This window comes from Mycobacterium sp. 29Ha (assembly GCF_032883055.1).
Taxonomy (GTDB): domain Bacteria; phylum Actinomycetota; class Actinomycetes; order Mycobacteriales; family Mycobacteriaceae; genus Mycobacterium; species Mycobacterium gallinarum.
In genome coordinates, this window is the sequence record NZ_JAMQTI010000005.1 from 13,146 (window position 1) to 28,222 (window position 15,077).

The 15,077-nt window shown below is 64.9% G+C and carries 15 protein-coding genes and 4 pseudogenes; 8 read left to right on the top strand and 11 right to left on the bottom strand.

Translation table 11 applies throughout. The features are described from left to right. Positions 1 to 3 precede the first annotated feature (3 nt). Positions 4 to 1,200, bottom strand: a complete 1,197-nt coding sequence (locus M1248_RS07805; RefSeq protein ID WP_317147984.1) for a sensor histidine kinase — start codon at positions 1,198 to 1,200, stop codon at positions 4 to 6. A gap of 385 nt (positions 1,201 to 1,585) precedes the next feature. Further along, a pseudogene (locus M1248_RS07810) lies at positions 1,586 to 1,984 on the bottom strand (response regulator transcription factor); the annotation flags it as partial. Between the two features lie 54 nt (positions 1,985 to 2,038). On the opposite strand from M1248_RS07810, the gene M1248_RS07815 reads away from it, so the two are divergent. The 3 genes from M1248_RS07815 to M1248_RS07825 all read left to right on the top strand — a co-directional run bounded on the left by M1248_RS07815 (position 2,039) and on the right by M1248_RS07825 (position 5,103). Further along, positions 2,039 to 2,662 carry a hypothetical protein gene (locus M1248_RS07815; protein ID WP_317147985.1) on the top strand — a complete coding sequence of 208 codons (624 nt, stop codon included), beginning with the start codon at positions 2,039 to 2,041 and terminating at the stop codon, positions 2,660 to 2,662. A 102-nt stretch (positions 2,663 to 2,764) separates the two neighbouring features. Beyond that, positions 2,765 to 3,865 carry a PLP-dependent cysteine synthase family protein gene (locus tag M1248_RS07820; RefSeq protein WP_317147986.1) on the top strand — a complete coding sequence of 367 codons (1,101 nt, stop codon included), beginning with the start codon at positions 2,765 to 2,767 and terminating at the stop codon, positions 3,863 to 3,865. Further along, on the top strand, positions 3,865 to 5,103 hold the full coding sequence (locus M1248_RS07825) for an MFS transporter (RefSeq protein ID WP_317148149.1): 1,239 nt from the start codon (positions 3,865 to 3,867) through the stop codon (positions 5,101 to 5,103). Before M1248_RS07820 ends, M1248_RS07825 begins: the two co-directional genes overlap by 1 nt. Positions 5,104 to 5,288: 185 nt before the next feature. Here the strand turns inward: M1248_RS07825 and M1248_RS07830 are convergent. After that, a pseudogene (locus tag M1248_RS07830) lies at positions 5,289 to 5,640 on the bottom strand (transposase); the annotation flags it as partial. Between the two features lie 188 nt (positions 5,641 to 5,828). On the opposite strand from M1248_RS07830, the gene M1248_RS07835 reads away from it, so the two are divergent. Next, positions 5,829 to 5,963 carry a hypothetical protein gene (locus M1248_RS07835; protein WP_317147987.1) on the top strand — a complete coding sequence of 45 codons (135 nt, stop codon included), beginning with the start codon at positions 5,829 to 5,831 and terminating at the stop codon, positions 5,961 to 5,963. An 849-nt stretch (positions 5,964 to 6,812) separates the two neighbouring features. Here the strand turns inward: M1248_RS07835 and M1248_RS07840 are convergent. The 4 genes and pseudogenes from M1248_RS07840 to M1248_RS07850 all read right to left on the bottom strand — a co-directional run bounded on the left by M1248_RS07840 (position 6,813) and on the right by M1248_RS07850 (position 9,627). Then, on the bottom strand, positions 6,813 to 7,898 hold the full coding sequence (locus M1248_RS07840) for a PLP-dependent cysteine synthase family protein (RefSeq protein ID WP_317147988.1): 1,086 nt from the start codon (positions 7,896 to 7,898) through the stop codon (positions 6,813 to 6,815). Positions 7,899 to 8,693: 795 nt separating this feature from the next. After that, positions 8,694 to 8,885 carry an integrase core domain-containing protein gene (locus tag M1248_RS07845; RefSeq protein WP_317147989.1) on the bottom strand — a complete coding sequence of 64 codons (192 nt, stop codon included), beginning with the start codon at positions 8,883 to 8,885 and terminating at the stop codon, positions 8,694 to 8,696. Positions 8,886 to 9,021: 136 nt separating this feature from the next. Beyond that, a pseudogene (locus M1248_RS33335) lies at positions 9,022 to 9,312 on the bottom strand (DDE-type integrase/transposase/recombinase); the annotation flags it as partial. Positions 9,313 to 9,366: 54 nt separating this feature from the next. Beyond that, positions 9,367 to 9,627 carry an IS3 family transposase gene (locus M1248_RS07850; protein WP_317147990.1) on the bottom strand — a complete coding sequence of 87 codons (261 nt, stop codon included), beginning with the start codon at positions 9,625 to 9,627 and terminating at the stop codon, positions 9,367 to 9,369. Positions 9,628 to 9,979: 352 nt separating this feature from the next. Between M1248_RS07850 and M1248_RS07855 the strand changes: the two are divergent. After that, positions 9,980 to 10,147, top strand: a pseudogene (locus tag M1248_RS07855) (MspA family porin); the annotation flags it as partial. A gap of 48 nt (positions 10,148 to 10,195) precedes the next feature. Here the strand turns inward: M1248_RS07855 and mscL are convergent. After that, entirely contained in the window at positions 10,196 to 10,618 is a 423-nt protein-coding gene (gene mscL / locus M1248_RS07860; RefSeq protein WP_317147991.1) for a large-conductance mechanosensitive channel protein MscL, read from the bottom strand. Between the two features lie 194 nt (positions 10,619 to 10,812). Between mscL and M1248_RS07865 the strand changes: the two genes are divergently transcribed. Continuing rightward, positions 10,813 to 10,983: a hypothetical protein gene (locus M1248_RS07865; protein WP_317147992.1), complete on the top strand. Its 171-nt coding sequence runs from the start codon at positions 10,813 to 10,815 to the stop codon at positions 10,981 to 10,983. A 5-nt stretch (positions 10,984 to 10,988) separates the two neighbouring features. On the opposite strand, the gene M1248_RS07870 is transcribed toward M1248_RS07865, so the two are convergent. From M1248_RS07870 to M1248_RS07880, 3 genes are all read right to left on the bottom strand, one after another. Then, complete coding sequence (locus tag M1248_RS07870; RefSeq protein ID WP_317147993.1) at positions 10,989 to 11,648, bottom strand: SAF domain-containing protein; 660 nt, start codon at positions 11,646 to 11,648, stop codon at positions 10,989 to 10,991. Between the two features lie 61 nt (positions 11,649 to 11,709). Further along, on the bottom strand, positions 11,710 to 12,072 hold the full coding sequence (locus M1248_RS07875; protein WP_317147994.1) for an FmdB family zinc ribbon protein: 363 nt from the start codon (positions 12,070 to 12,072) through the stop codon (positions 11,710 to 11,712). Positions 12,073 to 12,213: 141 nt separating this feature from the next. Next, the gene (locus M1248_RS07880; protein ID WP_317147995.1) at positions 12,214 to 12,780 is read right to left on the bottom strand and encodes a 5-formyltetrahydrofolate cyclo-ligase; all 567 of its coding nucleotides are present in this window, start codon (positions 12,778 to 12,780) and stop codon (positions 12,214 to 12,216) included. Positions 12,781 to 12,844: 64 nt separating this feature from the next. Here M1248_RS07880 and M1248_RS07885 point away from each other — a divergent pair, with 64 nt between their 5' ends. Continuing rightward, positions 12,845 to 13,756, top strand: coding sequence for a UTP--glucose-1-phosphate uridylyltransferase (locus M1248_RS07885; RefSeq protein WP_317147996.1), 912 nt, complete (start codon positions 12,845 to 12,847; stop codon positions 13,754 to 13,756). Positions 13,757 to 13,793: 37 nt separating this feature from the next. Beyond that, the gene (gene glp / locus M1248_RS07890) at positions 13,794 to 15,071 is read left to right on the top strand and encodes a gephyrin-like molybdotransferase Glp (protein WP_317147997.1); all 1,278 of its coding nucleotides are present in this window, start codon (positions 13,794 to 13,796) and stop codon (positions 15,069 to 15,071) included. Positions 15,072 to 15,077 lie beyond the last annotated feature (6 nt).

The following is a 15,077-nucleotide window of genomic DNA, read 5'->3' on the forward strand; positions in this document are numbered from 1 at the left end:
CAGCTATGCAGAGCCGGCTCTCTCGCCGGCCGGTGCCGCGGTTTCAGCGGTGCGCTCGACACCCGATGCACCCAGCGGCAGGGTGACGGTGAACGCGGCGCCTTTCCCGATGCCGTCGCTGGCCGCGACGACGAGGCCATTGTGGGCCTCGACCAGCGCCTTGACGATGGCTAGTCCGATTCCGCCTCCGCCGTAGCCCCGGTCGCGGGCGAGATCGGCTCGATAGAACCGTTCGAACACATGGGGTAGGTGTTCGGCCGGGATGCCCTCACCGCTGTCGACGACCGAAAGCGTGAACTGCGCGCCGTCCACAGCCGCGCGGACTTCGACACGTCCTCCTGGCGGCGTGTGGCGCAGTGCGTTGTCGACCAGGTTGCCTAGGATCTGAGATAACCGTTGCGGGTCCCCCCACAGCCGGGGCAGGGTCTTAGGTGATGTGACGACTAGATCGATATGTTTGCTTCGATAGCGTTCTTGCGCGGCCGTCACGGCGGCATCGATCAACTCGCGCACGTCGATCCAGCTGAAGGCCATCGAGAAGGCGCTCTCTTCGGCTTGGGCAAGTGCAGCAGTGTCCTCGGAAAACCGCACTAGCCGGCGGGTCTGGTCGCGCAGCATCGCGGTGGTCTGTGGGGTCAGCGACCGCACGCCGTCTTCGAGCGCGTCCACGTAGGCATCCAGCACCGAGGCGGGTGTGCGAATCTCGTGGGCCAGGTCGCTGAACAACTGGCGCCGGGTAGCGTCGACGGTCTGTAGTCGGGCCGCCATCTGGTTGAACGAGTCAACGAGCATGTCGAAATCCTCGTCGAGGCGGGTAGGTGAAACCCGGATGTCGTATCGGCCGTGGGAAACCGCGGTCGCAGCGGCGGCGACCTCGGTGACAGATCGTTGCAGCCGCCGGCTGACGTACCAACTGACCGCCAGTGCCATCAGCGCGGAAATGGCAAGGGCGCCGCCGACGGCCACGGCGGTGGCCCCTCGATACGCGTGGTCGGCATGTGTTTCCAGGAACGAGCCGACGGGCACCGCGTCGTGCATGTGCTCCTTGAAGATCCGCGGTCCCACTACGGCGGCAATTGCCCAGGTGACCACCGCACCGGCGGTGAGCACCAGTGTCTGGGCGAGCAGTAGGCGCAGCCCGATGCTGGGCCGGCGCAAAAACCGGCGCGGTTGAGGCCCCGGTGTGGTGTTGTCACTCATTGGCCAATTCCCATCGATATTCGACGTCGGTAACGGTCGGTCGCGGTGCAACTGCTCGTCGCCGTGTTCGGTCGACTGTCTGCCGAAGGCTTTGCCGAGCCGGTCTTGACAAGCTGCACTCCCATCCAAGCTCTACCGCGGGGCAAGCCTGTTGTCGCGATGCTAGAGGTCACTCGGTCGACTGCTCCTTCTGGGTCGCATTCTAGGTTCCCGCATAGCATTACGAGGTCTGCGCCGAGCCGTGGCAGCCTGCGCGAAGGCTTGAGCTTTCGGCATTCCGTGTTCAGTCGAGTTGCATCCAAGCGAGAAGTGCACGAAGAACGCGCCGAAGCGACTGCTGCTAGTCGGCTGCGGTTTCGGTGCCGTCTCCACTCCGTGGCTCCGTAGTACGCGGTCGGCGTAGCATCGCGAGGATGCGGGCGATGAGTTCGCGGGGCCTGAAGGGCTTGATCACATAGTCGTCGGCGCCCACCGACAATCCGATCAGTGTGTCCGCCTCGCTGTCGCGGGCGGTCAACATCACAACATAGGCGTCGGAGAAGGTGCGTAGCTGGCGGCAGGTTTCGATGCCGTCGATGCCCGGCAAACCCAGATCAAGAATAACGACATCGGGGTGGAACGCGCGGGCCAAAGTGAGCGCATCGTAACCGTCGTGAGCGATACACACTTCGAATTGCTCGTGCTCGAGATAACTGGCGACCACGCCGGCTAGCGAGACCTCGTTGTCGACCACCAATGCCCGATGGCCGGCGCCGGTCACTGAAGTCTGCGGCACTGTTTCCATCCGTCCATGATGCCTGCTGCCGATCCTTTCGTCTCCATTGACCGCGCTTGAGCGATGACCATGGAATCTTCGCACGACTCGCATGCGTTCTGCGGCCGCATAGGGCTTGTCTCCGGGCCGGGCGGCCCGAGTCGGTACAAGCCCCTGCCTGCCTCAAGCCGTGCGTTCTTTCGCAACAAAGTAGGGCTTCAAGAGGTGTTGATGCGTAATGCACAGGTCGGCTGCGCGGTTCCGTTTCTCGGGTCGTGGTGCTGTTACAGTCGGGTCATTGCAAGTTTCAGCGGCACCCTGACGCGCCTTTACCTGAAGTCCACCGTTCTCGTGTTCGGCGTGGCGGTGGTACTCGTCTTGGGCGCCAAAGTCGCCCTGCCTTGGTGTGAAACCTCCCCGGTCCGTTCCGATTACTCGGTATCGGCATCTGCGGATCGTTCTATCGCGCTGACCGGTTACGACCATATTGAACCTGGGTCCATCTGTGCGTCGGACATGTCTGCTGCGGCGGTCTTACCGCGAATCGCGCCGCTTGCCGGTTCCGATTTCATCACGATGGCCGGCATCGCCGTTGCCGGGTGGCTGGCGGCCATGCTGTCACCGATGATGCGGGCGCCGCCCGGTCGGCTCGCTGCTTCATTGACCGGCAGACAGATTTTGTCCCGGTTGTGTATCAGTCGTCGCTGACCGGTCTTCGTCAAACCGATGGCTCTGCTGCTATCACGGTTGGTGACTTCCGTCATTGTCAGCTGCCGCGCTGTGCCGCGGCTTCAAGCAGAAGCGATGATCATGGACTCTGCTCTATCTTCTGAGAACAACCCTTCTCAGCCTGTTGCTTTGGGCACGCAAGGGCGGGCGAACACGATTGTCGGCACCACGCCGGTGCTGCGGGTGTCCGCGCCGTTCAGTGACCCAGACCGCGGCTTCTGGGCAAAGCTCGAGGGACTCAATCCCGGTGGTATGAAGGACCGTCCCGCGCTGCATATGGTGGAACAAGCTCGGGCGCGCGGAGACCTGCTACCGGGTGCGCGAATTGTCGAATCTACCAGCGGCACAATGGGTTTGGGTTTGGCGCTGGCCGGAACCGTGTACGGGCATCCGGTGACCGTGGTCACCGATACCGGCATGGAGCCGATCATTGAGCGCATGCTCACTGCCTACGGCGCGCACCTCGATCTGGTCGCTGAGCCTCATCCGGTCGGCGGGTGGCAGCAGGCGCGCAAGGATCGGGTCGCCGAGCTGTTGGCCGAAGATCCACATACCTGGTATCCGGACCAGTACAACAACCCGGACAACGTCGACGCTTACCGACCGCTGGCCTTAGAACTCATTACTCAGTTAGGAAATATTGACGTACTGGTGTGCTCGGTAGGGACCGGTGGACACTCGGCCGGGGTGGCGCGGGTGCTGCGCGAATACAACCGTGACCTCGAGCTCATCGGCGTGGACACCATCGGGTCCACCATCTTCGGGCAACCAGCCGCCACGCGGCTGATGCGCGGCCTCGGATCCAGCATTTACCCCGGAAACGTGGACTATCCAGCCTTCAATGAAGTGCATTGGGTTGCTCCCGCAGAGGCGGTATGGGCGTGTCGTGCCCTCGCGTCGACCCACTACGTCAGTGGCGGCTGGAGTGTCGGGGCGGTCGCACTAGTTGCGGGTTGGGCCGTCCGGACACACACCCGCGACACCACCATCGCTGCGGTATTCCCGGACGGGCCGCAACGGTACTTCGACACCATCTATAACGACGATTACTGCCGCGAGCACGGTTTGCTCGACGTCGAGCCGCCGAAAGAGCCTGCTTTCATCAGTCACCCCACCGAACGCGTCGTGCAGTCATGGACCCGGTGCCCCGTCGTCATCGACCCGGCCGCCGGAACGCGGTGATGGGCGTCATCGGCCAATTCCGCAGCTTTGATCTGCCGAGCCGGATGTTGATGATCAACCAGTTCGGCATCAACCTCGGCTTCTACATGCTCATGCCGTACCTGGCCGGCTACCTCGCCGGTCCGTTAGGGCTGGCGGCCTGGGCGATCGGTCTCGTACTGGGCGTACGTAATTTCTCACAGCAGGGCATGTTCATCGTCGGCGGCACACTGGCAGACAGGCTCGGCTACAAACCGCTGATTGTGGCGGGGTGTCTGCTTCGCACCGGGGGATTCGCGCTGCTGGCCTTTGCCGAGTCGCTGCCCTTCGTTCTCATCGCCTCGGCCGCAACGGGTTTCGCAGGCGCCTTGTTCAATCCCGCGGTACGCGCCTACCTCGCCGCCGATGCTGGCGAGCGGCGGTTGGAAGCGTTTGCATTGTTCAATATCTTCTACCAGGCCGGAATTCTGCTCGGCCCGCTGGTGGGAGTCGCGTTGATGGTGCTCGACTTTCGCATCACCGCACTGGCTGCCGCGATCGTGTTCGCGGTCTTGACCGTCGCGCAATTGATGGCATTACCCCAACACAGCGCGGACCAGGTCTTGGAGAAGACCTCCATCATCGACGACTGGCGAACAGTGGTGAGAAATCGGTCGTTTCTGCTGTTCGCAGCGGCGATGATCGGCTCTTACGTATTGTCGTTCCAGATCTACCTCACCCTGCCCTTACAGGCCAAGTATCTGGCACCGCAGAGCGAATCTTTGCTCGTGGCGGCGATTTTCGCCGTCTCCGGAGTTGTCGCGGTGGCCGGACAGCTGCGTATCACCCGCTGGTTCGCCGCCCGATGGGGAGCCGGGCACAGTCTGGTCATCGGAATGATGGTGCTGGCCATTTCCTTCGTACCGCTGGCCGTGTTCCCCGACGCAGACCGGCTCGGAACCGGCGTAGCGGTGGCCGCGCTGCTCGTGTCGGCGGCCCTACTGGCAGTCGGCTCAGCTGCCGTCTTCCCGTTCGAGATGGATACCGTCATATCACTGAGCAAGGGACGGCTGGTGGCTACCCATTACGGGTTCTACAACACCATTATCGGCGTCGGCATTCTCTTCGGAAACCTGGCCGCCGGCTCCATCCTGGGCGCTGCGCGAGACATTGGATGGAGCGAACTCGTCTGGGCAGGACTGCTTCTCATCGGCTTGATGTCTGCAGCCGCCTTGCACCGCCTCGACCGTAATAATCACTTACGGCCCACCGCTGAATGACTTGCGGGAAACACGAAGGCCGGCGAAATGGTGGGTGTGTGTCGAATCGTCTCTGATTCGGGGTGACTCGCCCGCCCGGCGTTTCCAAAGACTCTCGATCTTTAGAGCACCTGACTTATGGGACGCGTCAGCGAGTACCCCGACGAGTTTCGTGAGCGTGCGGTGCGGTGGTCGCCGAGGCGCCCGATGAAGTCGACTATTTCTCGTGTTGGCGGTCGCGCTCGGCTCCGAAGATACTCACCGTCCGCTTCAGAATCTCAACGCGCGCTCGAGTTCTCGGTTCTCCTGCTCGAGTTCCTTGACCCGCGCTGACTCTGCGGTCGATACCCCTGGAGCTAATCCGTCATCGATATCTGCCTGGCGCAACCACATTCGCACCGACTCGACGCCGTAGCCGAGCAGACGGGCCACCCCGTTGCCCGGTTCCCTGCTCGTTACCCATTTCGGCGCGCAACACCCGCACCATCCGCACCTCGGCGGCTTCTCTTCCGGACTGTATCGGCGTGTCGTCGGCTTCCCAGGAGGCTCTTCCGGCATACCTGCATCCTCGTTTCCAAGGTCAGGAGCCTCCAGCATTTCCAGCGCGATTAAGAACCTCGCCCCCGATCATCTGCCGGGCAACTCGGCCCACACCCTCCCGATCGAGCTGATCCGGGCGATCACGCTGAGTTGGCTGTTCAGCGGCCTGCGCGGCGACGAGCTGTCTTTTACTGCGCGTTGGCTGCGTGCGCTGGCAACACAACGGTCAGCCCATTCCTGCCGACTCACCCGACGTGCTCGCCGAAGAGGCCGTCTGCCTGCTCGACGTGCCCGTCCACACGTCCGGTACCGCGTTCACCAAACCCGTCGACCTCTTCTGAGACAGGCGATCGACGCCTGGCAGGCACTGCGCCCGGCACAGCCAACCACGCTGGACCGCAACACCAGCGAACACGCTAGCCGACCAATGGCGTCGAGTGCCTGGACCGGTTCTCAGCGGGCCCCGAGTGAAAGGAACTCAGCGCGACGCCGACGCACGAAAACCGAAGAGCACGGCATACCGCCGCTCGCGCAACGGTATGCCGTACCCGCGACCGCTTTATCTCGTCATCGGCAAGGCAGGAACGGCACGCAGAGGTGAGGCAGGGGGGGCGGCGGGTAAAATCCATGGCCTCCGCCGTAGGCGTTGCCGCCGCGTCCGCCGTTGCCGTGGCCGCCCCCGCCGCGTCCGCCCCCGCCGTGGCCGCCCCCGCCGTGGCCGCCCCCATGCGGTCTGTTGAGGCTGTAGTCGACACCCGGGCCAGGCGACGGTGCTGCTTGCGCTGCAACCGGGGCCACGCCCGCAGCCAAAGCGAGTCCGCCGGAAATGGCAACGGCATTAATCAGCGCCCGAACCGGTCGATGCAATTTTTTGTTTCGTATCATGTCTGAGTTTTCCTTCCAGAGAATTTCGGTAAAAGACAGATTGCACTTCGTTGAATCGTGGTCGGCACCTCCTTAGGGACTCCGCGATGTCGGTCTCGGCGAGATCTAAAGGAGCCCATTGCGTTTGCTCCGATCCCAATCGGCGTTTCGGAAAACCTTGAGCGCGGGCACCACCGCGGGTTGAGTCGTCCGAAAGCGCCGAGTCGCAGCATCCGTGCGCGGCTGTCGTCCGCCGTGTTTAGCGGCCGGGGAATCCCCTTATGACCGAGCCCAACGCACTTCCCGAACGATGCGTTTCACGACCGTCACTGCGCGGGATCTACGACCCTCTCGCAACGGGTCCAGGACTGCACCACCTGCTTGCTCGGGTCATCGATGACCGCCGGTTCGCGCGGCGGGTCACCGCCGAGCAAACCGTGCTGACGGCAGTAATCGTCGTTGTAGATGGTGTCGAAATAGCGCTGGGGCCCGTCGGGGAACACCGCCGCGATCGTGATATCGGGTTCATAAGTGCGCGCCGCCCACCCGGCGACCAAAGCCACCGCGCCCACGCTCCATCCGCCGCTCGTGTAGTGGGTTTTTGTCAGGGCGCGGCACGCCCACACCGCCTCGGCCGGAGCCACCCAGTGCACCTCGTCGAACGCCGCATAGTCGACATTGCGGGGATAGATGCTTGATCCCAGCCCCCGCATCAGGCGGGTTGCGGCCGGCTGCCCGAAGATGGTCGACCCAATCGTGTCCACGCCGATCAGCTTCAAGTGAGGATTGGCCTGGCGAAGCACCCGCGCGACCCCCGCTGAGTGCCCGCCGGTCCCCACTGAGCACACCAGCACGTCGACGTCTCCGAGCTGAGCCAGCAACTCGAGGGCCAGCGGCTGGTAGGCGTCGACATTGTCGGGGTTGCTGTACTGGTCGGGAACCCACGCGTGCGGGTCGGCCGCCAGCAGCTCGGCGACTCGGTCTTTGCGAGCCTGCTGCCACCCACCGACCGGATGAGGCTCGCGCACCAAATCTACGTCGGCGCCGTAGGCGGCCAACATGCGCTGCACGATCGGCTCCATCCCCGGATCGGTAACAAGGGTGACCGGATGCCGGTGCACCATCCCAGCCAGGGCCAGCCCCAAACCCAATGTGCCGCTGGTGGATTCCACGATTCGCGCACCGGGGCGCAATTCCCCGCGGGCCTGAGCCATTTGCACCATGTGCATGGCAGGTCGATCTTTCATCCCGCCGCCAGGATTGAAACCCTCCAGTTTGGCCCAGAAGCCTCGGTCGGCGTCGGTCAACGGCGCTGACACCCGCAATACCGGAGTCCGGCCTACCAGGGAACCGGAGCTGCGAGTGGCCACGGTAGCTGGGCGGTGCAATCTGCCCGCGGCGCTACGCCGCATGGGACGGAGAGACTCGCCACTGCGAAAAGGCAAAGCTGTTGTCATGTGAATATCGCTTTCTGCGTCGTTGCCGCGAAACCCGCGGCAGATAACTTGGGATAGCGGTCACCGGCCATACGTGCACGCAGCACTCAGGCCTGGCGCTACCCAGTCAGCGACGAGCGATACAGTTCCGGATCAGCAAGGTGCGACCCGCAAAATAGCCAGTAAGCACACCGGGGGGTCCGCGCGTCGCCCGGAGCGCAATCCACCCCGCTACGACGGGCATAGCGGAAACGGCCGTTGCAGCCACGCCTAAGGCGGTCCGATCCATTCCGTCCCGCGGCACAGCTGCAGAAATCAAGGAACCGGACGGAGCCGAGTGGCACTCGCCGTCCGGCATCAGGTGTGAATGTTCGGTAGTCGCCGACGGCGCAAACTCATCCATGGAAGACGGTGCATAGTCAGCCATAGAAGACGCCTGCAGGGCATGGTCCCCGTGGACCTCGGAGGCGTCGGCGTGAGGCAGACCGAACTTGGTCCCGAGCACCATGGCCAAGACTGCGACCGCGATGACGACAGCGAGTCGCAATCGCTTGGCCGCACGAGCCCTGGTGGCGTTCACGGGGGCGAGTCTAACACCGCGCACGTAGCGCAGTGCATAACGGTGTGGTCAAGTTTGACACATGATGCAGCAACGAACCGCACGTCATGCGCGACGGTTCGGATCCGTCTTGAACGACTACGCCGGTGGCCACCGACCCGCTGGTTGCGGCTTAGTTGTTCTTCCCTGATTGAAGTACTCAGGTTTTGCTCCTACTCGGTTGCGAGGGCCGGGGTACGCTGGCTCGCTGGGTGTGAGGCGCCGGTGCGGGCGGCCTCGTACTCGGCTGGTGGAACGTAGCCGAGGGTCTCGTGCAGGCGTTCCTCGTTGTACCAGAACACCCATTGGGCGGTGGCTAGCTCGACGTCGTCGATGCAGCGCCACGGTTTGCCACGGTTTGCCACGGTTGATCAACTCGGTCCTGTAGGCGGCGTTGACCGCCTCGGCGAGGGCGTTGTCATAACTATTGCCGCGAGCCCACCGAGGGGGCGATCCCAAGCTCGGCCAACCGCTCGGTACATACCAGCGATAGTACTGTGATCCGCGGTCGGAATGATGCACCAATCCAGAAACGTCTGAGTTCGCCTGCCACACAGCATGTTCGAATGCCTGCAGAGGTAGGTCCTCGGTGCGCATACTGGCCGCAACCGCCCAGCCGACGACCTTTCTGGCGCAGGCGTCGGTGACGAAGGCGGTGTAGCAGAATCCCTGCCAGGTGCGCACAAAGGTGATGTCGGCGACCCACAACCGGTTCGGGGCGGGCGCCCTGAATTGCCGGCTGAGCAGTTCTGCCGGCCGTTGCTCGGCCGGATCGGTGACCGTGGTGAACACTGGCTTGCCCCCTGTACCCCGCGCAGTCCAGCCTTGCGCATCAACCGGCGGGGTCTACTCGCGGCCGCACCGCCAACCCTGAAGCTTCATGGCCTGATGCATCTTGAGCACCCCGTAGCACGGGTAGTTCTTCTCGTGCACCTCGCGCAGATCGGCGATCAGCTGCTCGTCGCCGATCTCACGGTCGCAGGTCGGGCGGGTCTTGGCCGCCCGATAGCCGCGCGAGGTGAGAAATCCAGTGATTGCTGCCCGCAAGACACGGCGAATGAGCTCGGCCCCGAACTGATCGCGGTGCCAGTCAATGAAGGCGATCATTTCGTCGTGGGGCGGTCGAGCTCGCCGGCGAAAAACGCGGATGCAGTTTTGAGGACCTCGTTGGCTCTGCGTGATTCAGCGAGTTCACGCTTAAGTCGGCGGATCTCGGCGTGCTCTTGGCTCGTCGTTCCGAATCGCTCACCGGCATCGACCTACGCCTTGCGCCGCCACCGGCGCAGCGACTCCTCCGAGATACCAAGTTTGCTCGCCACAGACTTAAGCGCCTCAAAACTGGGTAGTTCAAAGCGGAGCCGGACCTGGACGTGCCAGCCGGTGACCCGGACGTCCTCGACGAGTGGCGTAGCAGTTGTTGTTCTGGGTGTCGTCGAGGGTGTCGATGACGGCGTGGGATGATGTCGCCGGTGAGGCCGGCGGTGTGGCGGTGTCGAACGTGCACGGCACGGTGACCGGCGCCGCCGGTGGTGTGCTGCTGCGTCCGTTCGCTCGGCTCATCTCGTCGGCTGGTGACAGCGTCACCACCTACGGCGAGCCCTGGAACATGAACCAACACTTCTCCTAAGCAACGGAACGGCCCCCGGAATCATCCGGGGGCCGTTTCGTATGTCGCTCAGGTCTTCTCGTTACTTGTGGTCTCCGCGGTGTCGGTGTCGCGCCCCGGGGTGTCGGCCAGAATGTTGCGGATCTCGGTGAGCAGGGACAGCTCGGTGTCCTGGGCCTGCTCGACTTCGCCCTTCTTGCGCAGCCGGTTGTAGGGCGTCACGACGAGGAAGTAAACGACCGCGGCGACGAGGAGGAAGTTGATGGTCGCCGACAGCAGTACGTTCAGATCGATGGTCTGGCCACCGCCGATGCTGATCTTCAAAATGCCGTAGTCGGAGTCGCCACCCGCGCCTATCCGGTTGATGAGCGGCTGAATGATGCTGTCGGTGAATTTGGTGACCAGCGCCGTGAACGCGGTGCCGATGACCACCGCCACCGATAGATCGACGATGTTGCCCCGGGCGAGAAACTCCTTGAAGCCTTTTAACATGCGCGCAAGTTCCTTCCTGCAAGTCCGGCAATCTGACAGACACTCGACGTTAGTCCCGATGGCCCTGCAGCACCCGAAGACCGGTGCTAGCTTGCGTGCAGCGGTCAGTTCGGCTGTGTGCCAGACAAAATATGGGGAGGGCTTGCAATGCGGTGGCTGTCCGCGGTGGTAGCGGAGTGCTGATAGGCATTTCGGTGGTCGCTTCGCCTTCGGGGAGTCCGGCCAACGCGCAACCCGTTCCGCCCCCGCCGCCGCCCACGCAACCCGGATCGTCGAGCACCGAGGAGTTGGCCGACATGGTCCTGGATGCGATCGAGCACGATTCCGTCACGGCCCCGACCACCACGCCGGTCCCGCAACCCTGACGCGGTCAGTGGAAGGTGAGCGTGACGGTCTGCACCAGCGCCGCACCCGCCGCCTTGTTCGCGTCGTGAGCCGGTAGGGCGACAAGCACCACACGATCACCGCCGCCCGCCCCGGTCGATTTCGGGGATACCAGGACGACCACCGCGTCGGTCGCCACGACCGCAGGCTCGGCGTCGCCGCCAACGCCCGCATCGGCTCCGGCGCCGAGTACATCAACGACGTCGCCGGGCCGGATCAGGTCGAGCAGGGCGGTGTCGTCAAGGTGGAGTGGAACGATGCGCGCATCGGGGCCTGCCGCCGATTCGGCCAGCCGCGGTCCCAGCAACCGCACGTCGGTCAGTGCCTCGCCGCGGCGCGCCGGGCCAGCCAGCGTCGCGCCGACCACGACCGTGAGATCTGTCTGTGATCCATCGGGAACCGTTGTCGCCAAACGGGTTTCGAGCCGGACATCGTCCGCCGTGAGTTCGATGCCCGGCGCCAGGTCTCGGGCGGCAACGACGATGTCGGTGCGCTCGTGCGCCGGATCGGGTCGAAGTGCCGCGACGGCGGCCAAGACGACAAGAGCGCCGGCGGCGACCCGTCGCGCCGCCACGGTGCGTGACCAGTCGGGGCGTAGGCGATCGGTAAGGCGGCTCAGCGCCGTCGGATTGAGCGATTCCCCCATACCGCCAAACTAGGCAGCCGACGAGGGTGATGGTGCGGGCTGACGCCGCGCCTGTGGATAACTAGCTCGACGCCGCGGCGGCGGGCGCCGAACTTGACGAGCTGGAGCTCGAGCTCGAGTCGCTGGACGACTTGGAGGTGGACTTGTCCGACGACTTGTCGGACGACGAGGACGAATCCGAGCTGCCGGATGAGCCGTTCGAGGACGCTGCCGAAGAAGAAGACGACGACGAGGAGCTCTTGGACGCCTCGCGGCTGTCGTTGCGGTAGAAGCCGCTGCCCTTGAACACAACTCCTACGTTGCCGAACAGCTTGCGCAGACGGCCACTGCACTTGGAGCAGGTGGTCAGCGCATCGTCGCTGAACGCCTGCACCTCATCGAAGCGGTTGTCGCATTCGGTGCACGCATAGGAATACGTGGGCACGGAAACCTCCGAAGGTCGTCAAACTTCTTAGCACTCTACCGGCTCAAGTGCTAGAACCGCTACGTGCCCGTCGGCATTCCCACCCGGCGACCGCGCCTCCTCCGGGCATCGATCCTGGTCGTCGAGGTCAGGCACCTCCAGCTACCCGAGCGTCACGAGTCCGCTGCCCGGGGTCAGCGCATGGGTCATGGGCACGTCGTGCGGCTCGGCGGGCAGGGTGTCGACGAGCTCGTCGTCGCGCACAACGGCGATCAGGCGGGCGGCCCTATCCGCCAACGGAAGCGCACGGTCATAAAAGCCCGCGCCGCGGCCCAGCCGGACGCCGCTGCGATCGACCGCGAGTGCCGGCACCAGGACTACCGAGGCATCGGCGATCGCGTCGCCCCCCGACCACGGTGGCGCGGGTTCGCGCAATCCGAACGGCGCCTCGACGAGCTCGCCGGGGCGGTATTCGGCCCACTGGAGACCTGCGATATCACCGCGGGCGACGGGCAGCAGTACCCGCACACCACGGCGCTGCAGTGAATCGAGCAGCTCGATCGATCCCGGCTCTGACCCGACCGGCACATACGCGCACACGGTTATGACATCGGCGATGCCCGCCGAAAGACGGTCGGCGAGAGCCTGCGCTTCTACGGCATGCACGTTCGGCGGCACCGCGCGGCGAGCCTTCAAGATCGCCGTGCGCAGTTCGGCTTTCGTTCGCACGCACCGCCTCCAAACCTCGGGCCTCGGGAGGTTCAACCGACGTAAGGACACTAGTGTGTGAACGATGACACGGCCCGACGTACCGGTTCCGCTGACTGCTGTCGTCCCGGCGGCAGGCTTGGGGACGCGGTTCCTGCCGGCGACGAAGACGGTGCCGAAAGAGTTGTTGCCCGTCGTGGACACGCCGGGCATCGAACTGGTCGCCGCGGAAGCCGCCGAGGCCGGTGCCGAACGGCTCGTCATCGTGACCTCCGAAGGCAAGGACGGGGTGGTGGCCCACTTCGTGCAGGACCTCGTGCTCGAGGGCACGCTGGAGGCGCGCGGTAAGCATTCGATGCTGGCGAAGGTGCGGCGTGCGCCCGGACTCCTCAAGGTGGAGTCCGTGGTTCAGTCCGAACCGCTGGGTCTCGGCCACGCCGTCGGCTGCGTGGAGAGTGTCCTGACGGACGACGACGACGCGATCGCGGTGTTGCTGCCCGACGATCTGGTGCTGCCCACCGGCGTGCTCGAAACGATGTCGAAAGTCCGTGCGAAGCGCGGCGGTTCGGTGCTGTGCGCGTTTGAGGTGCCGCGCGACGAGATCAGCGCCTACGGCGTCTTCGACGTCGAACCCGTCGCCGACACCAACAATCCGAACGTGATGCGCGTGAAGGGCATGTTCGAGAAGCCGAAGGCCGAGGATGCGCCGTCGCCGTATGCCGCCGCAGGCCGTTATGTGCTCGATCGCGCGATCTTCGGTGCACTGAAGCGGGTTCCACGCGGGGCGGGTGGTGAGATCCAGTTGACCGACGCGATCGCGCTGCTGATCAACGAAGGGCATCCGGTGCACGTCGTCGTGCACCGCGGTTCTCGACACGACCTCGGAAATCCCGGCGGCTACCTCAAGGCTGCGGTTGACTTTGCGTTGGAGCGCGACGACTACGGGCCCGAGCTACGGCGGTGGTTGGTGGAGCGCTTGGGGCTGATCGATTGCTGACCCGCGGCGATCGCCCTGACACCTAGAAAGGCGTGTAGTGCGGTCGGTTGAGGAGCAGCAGGCCCGAGTAGCCGCGGCCGCGGTGGCCCCCAGACCGGTCAGGGTGGCGATCGCCGAGGCGCAGGGTCTGATGTGTGCCGAAGAGGTGGTCACCGAGCGTCCGCTGCCGGGATTCGATCAGGCCGCGATCGACGGCTATGCGGTCCGCAGCGTCGACGTCCTCGGCGTCGGAACCGGCGACGAGGACGACGGCGACGACAGTGCCGGGACGGGCTCCGATGGCGAGGTGAGCCTGCCGGTCATCGGTTCGATCGCGGCGGGCGCCCGCACCCCCAGCCGGCTGCAGCCCCGCCAGGCCGCGAGGGTCCAGACCGGTGCGCCGATGCCGACGCTCGCCGACGCGGTTCTCCCGCTGCGGTGGACCGACGGCGGGGACTCGCGGGTGAGGGTGTTGCGCGGTGTGCGTTCCGGCGCCTACGTGCGCAGAACGGGCGACGACGTGCAGCCCGGTGACGTGGCGGTGCGGGCGGGCGCGATCATCGGTCCCGCACAGGTGGGACTGTTGGCCGCGGTTGGCCGCGATCGCGTGCTCGTGCATCCGAAGCCGCGGCTGACGGTGCTGTGTGTGGGCGGCGAACTCGTCGACATCTCCCGCACGCCGGGCAATGGGCAGGTCTACGACGTCAACTCCTACGCGCTGGCCGCCGCGGGACGCGACGCGGGCGCGGAGGTGAACCGCGTCGGCATCGTCGACACGGACCCCAAGGCGCTGCGCGATGTCATCGAGGGTCAGATCAACCGGGCCGAGGTGGTGGTGATCGCCGGAGCGGTCGGCGGGGCCGCCGCCGAAGGTGTGCGGGCGGTCCTCGCGGAACTCGGCGAGATGGAAGTCGCGCGCATCGCCATGCATCCGGGCTCGGTGCAGGGCTTCGGTCAGCTCGGACGCGACGGCGTGCCGGTGTTCCTGTTGCCCGCCAACCCCGTCAGTGCGCTTGTCGTTTTCGAGGTCATGGTGCGTCCGCTGATCCGGCTGTCGCTGGGTAAGCGCCAGGCGCATCGGCGGATCGTGCAGGCGCGCACCCTGTCGCCGATCGCCTCGGTGGCCGGTCGCAAGGGTTATCTACGGGGACAGTTGATGCGCGATCAGGACACCGGCGAGTACCTGGTGCAGGCGCTCGGCGGCGTGCCCGGCGCACCGTCGCATCTGCTCGCGACGCTCGCCGAGGCAAACTGTCTGGTCGTCGTTCCCAGTGAGGCCGAACAGATCCGCACGGGCGAGATCGTCGACGTCGCGTTCTTGGCCCAGCGCGGCTGATCGACG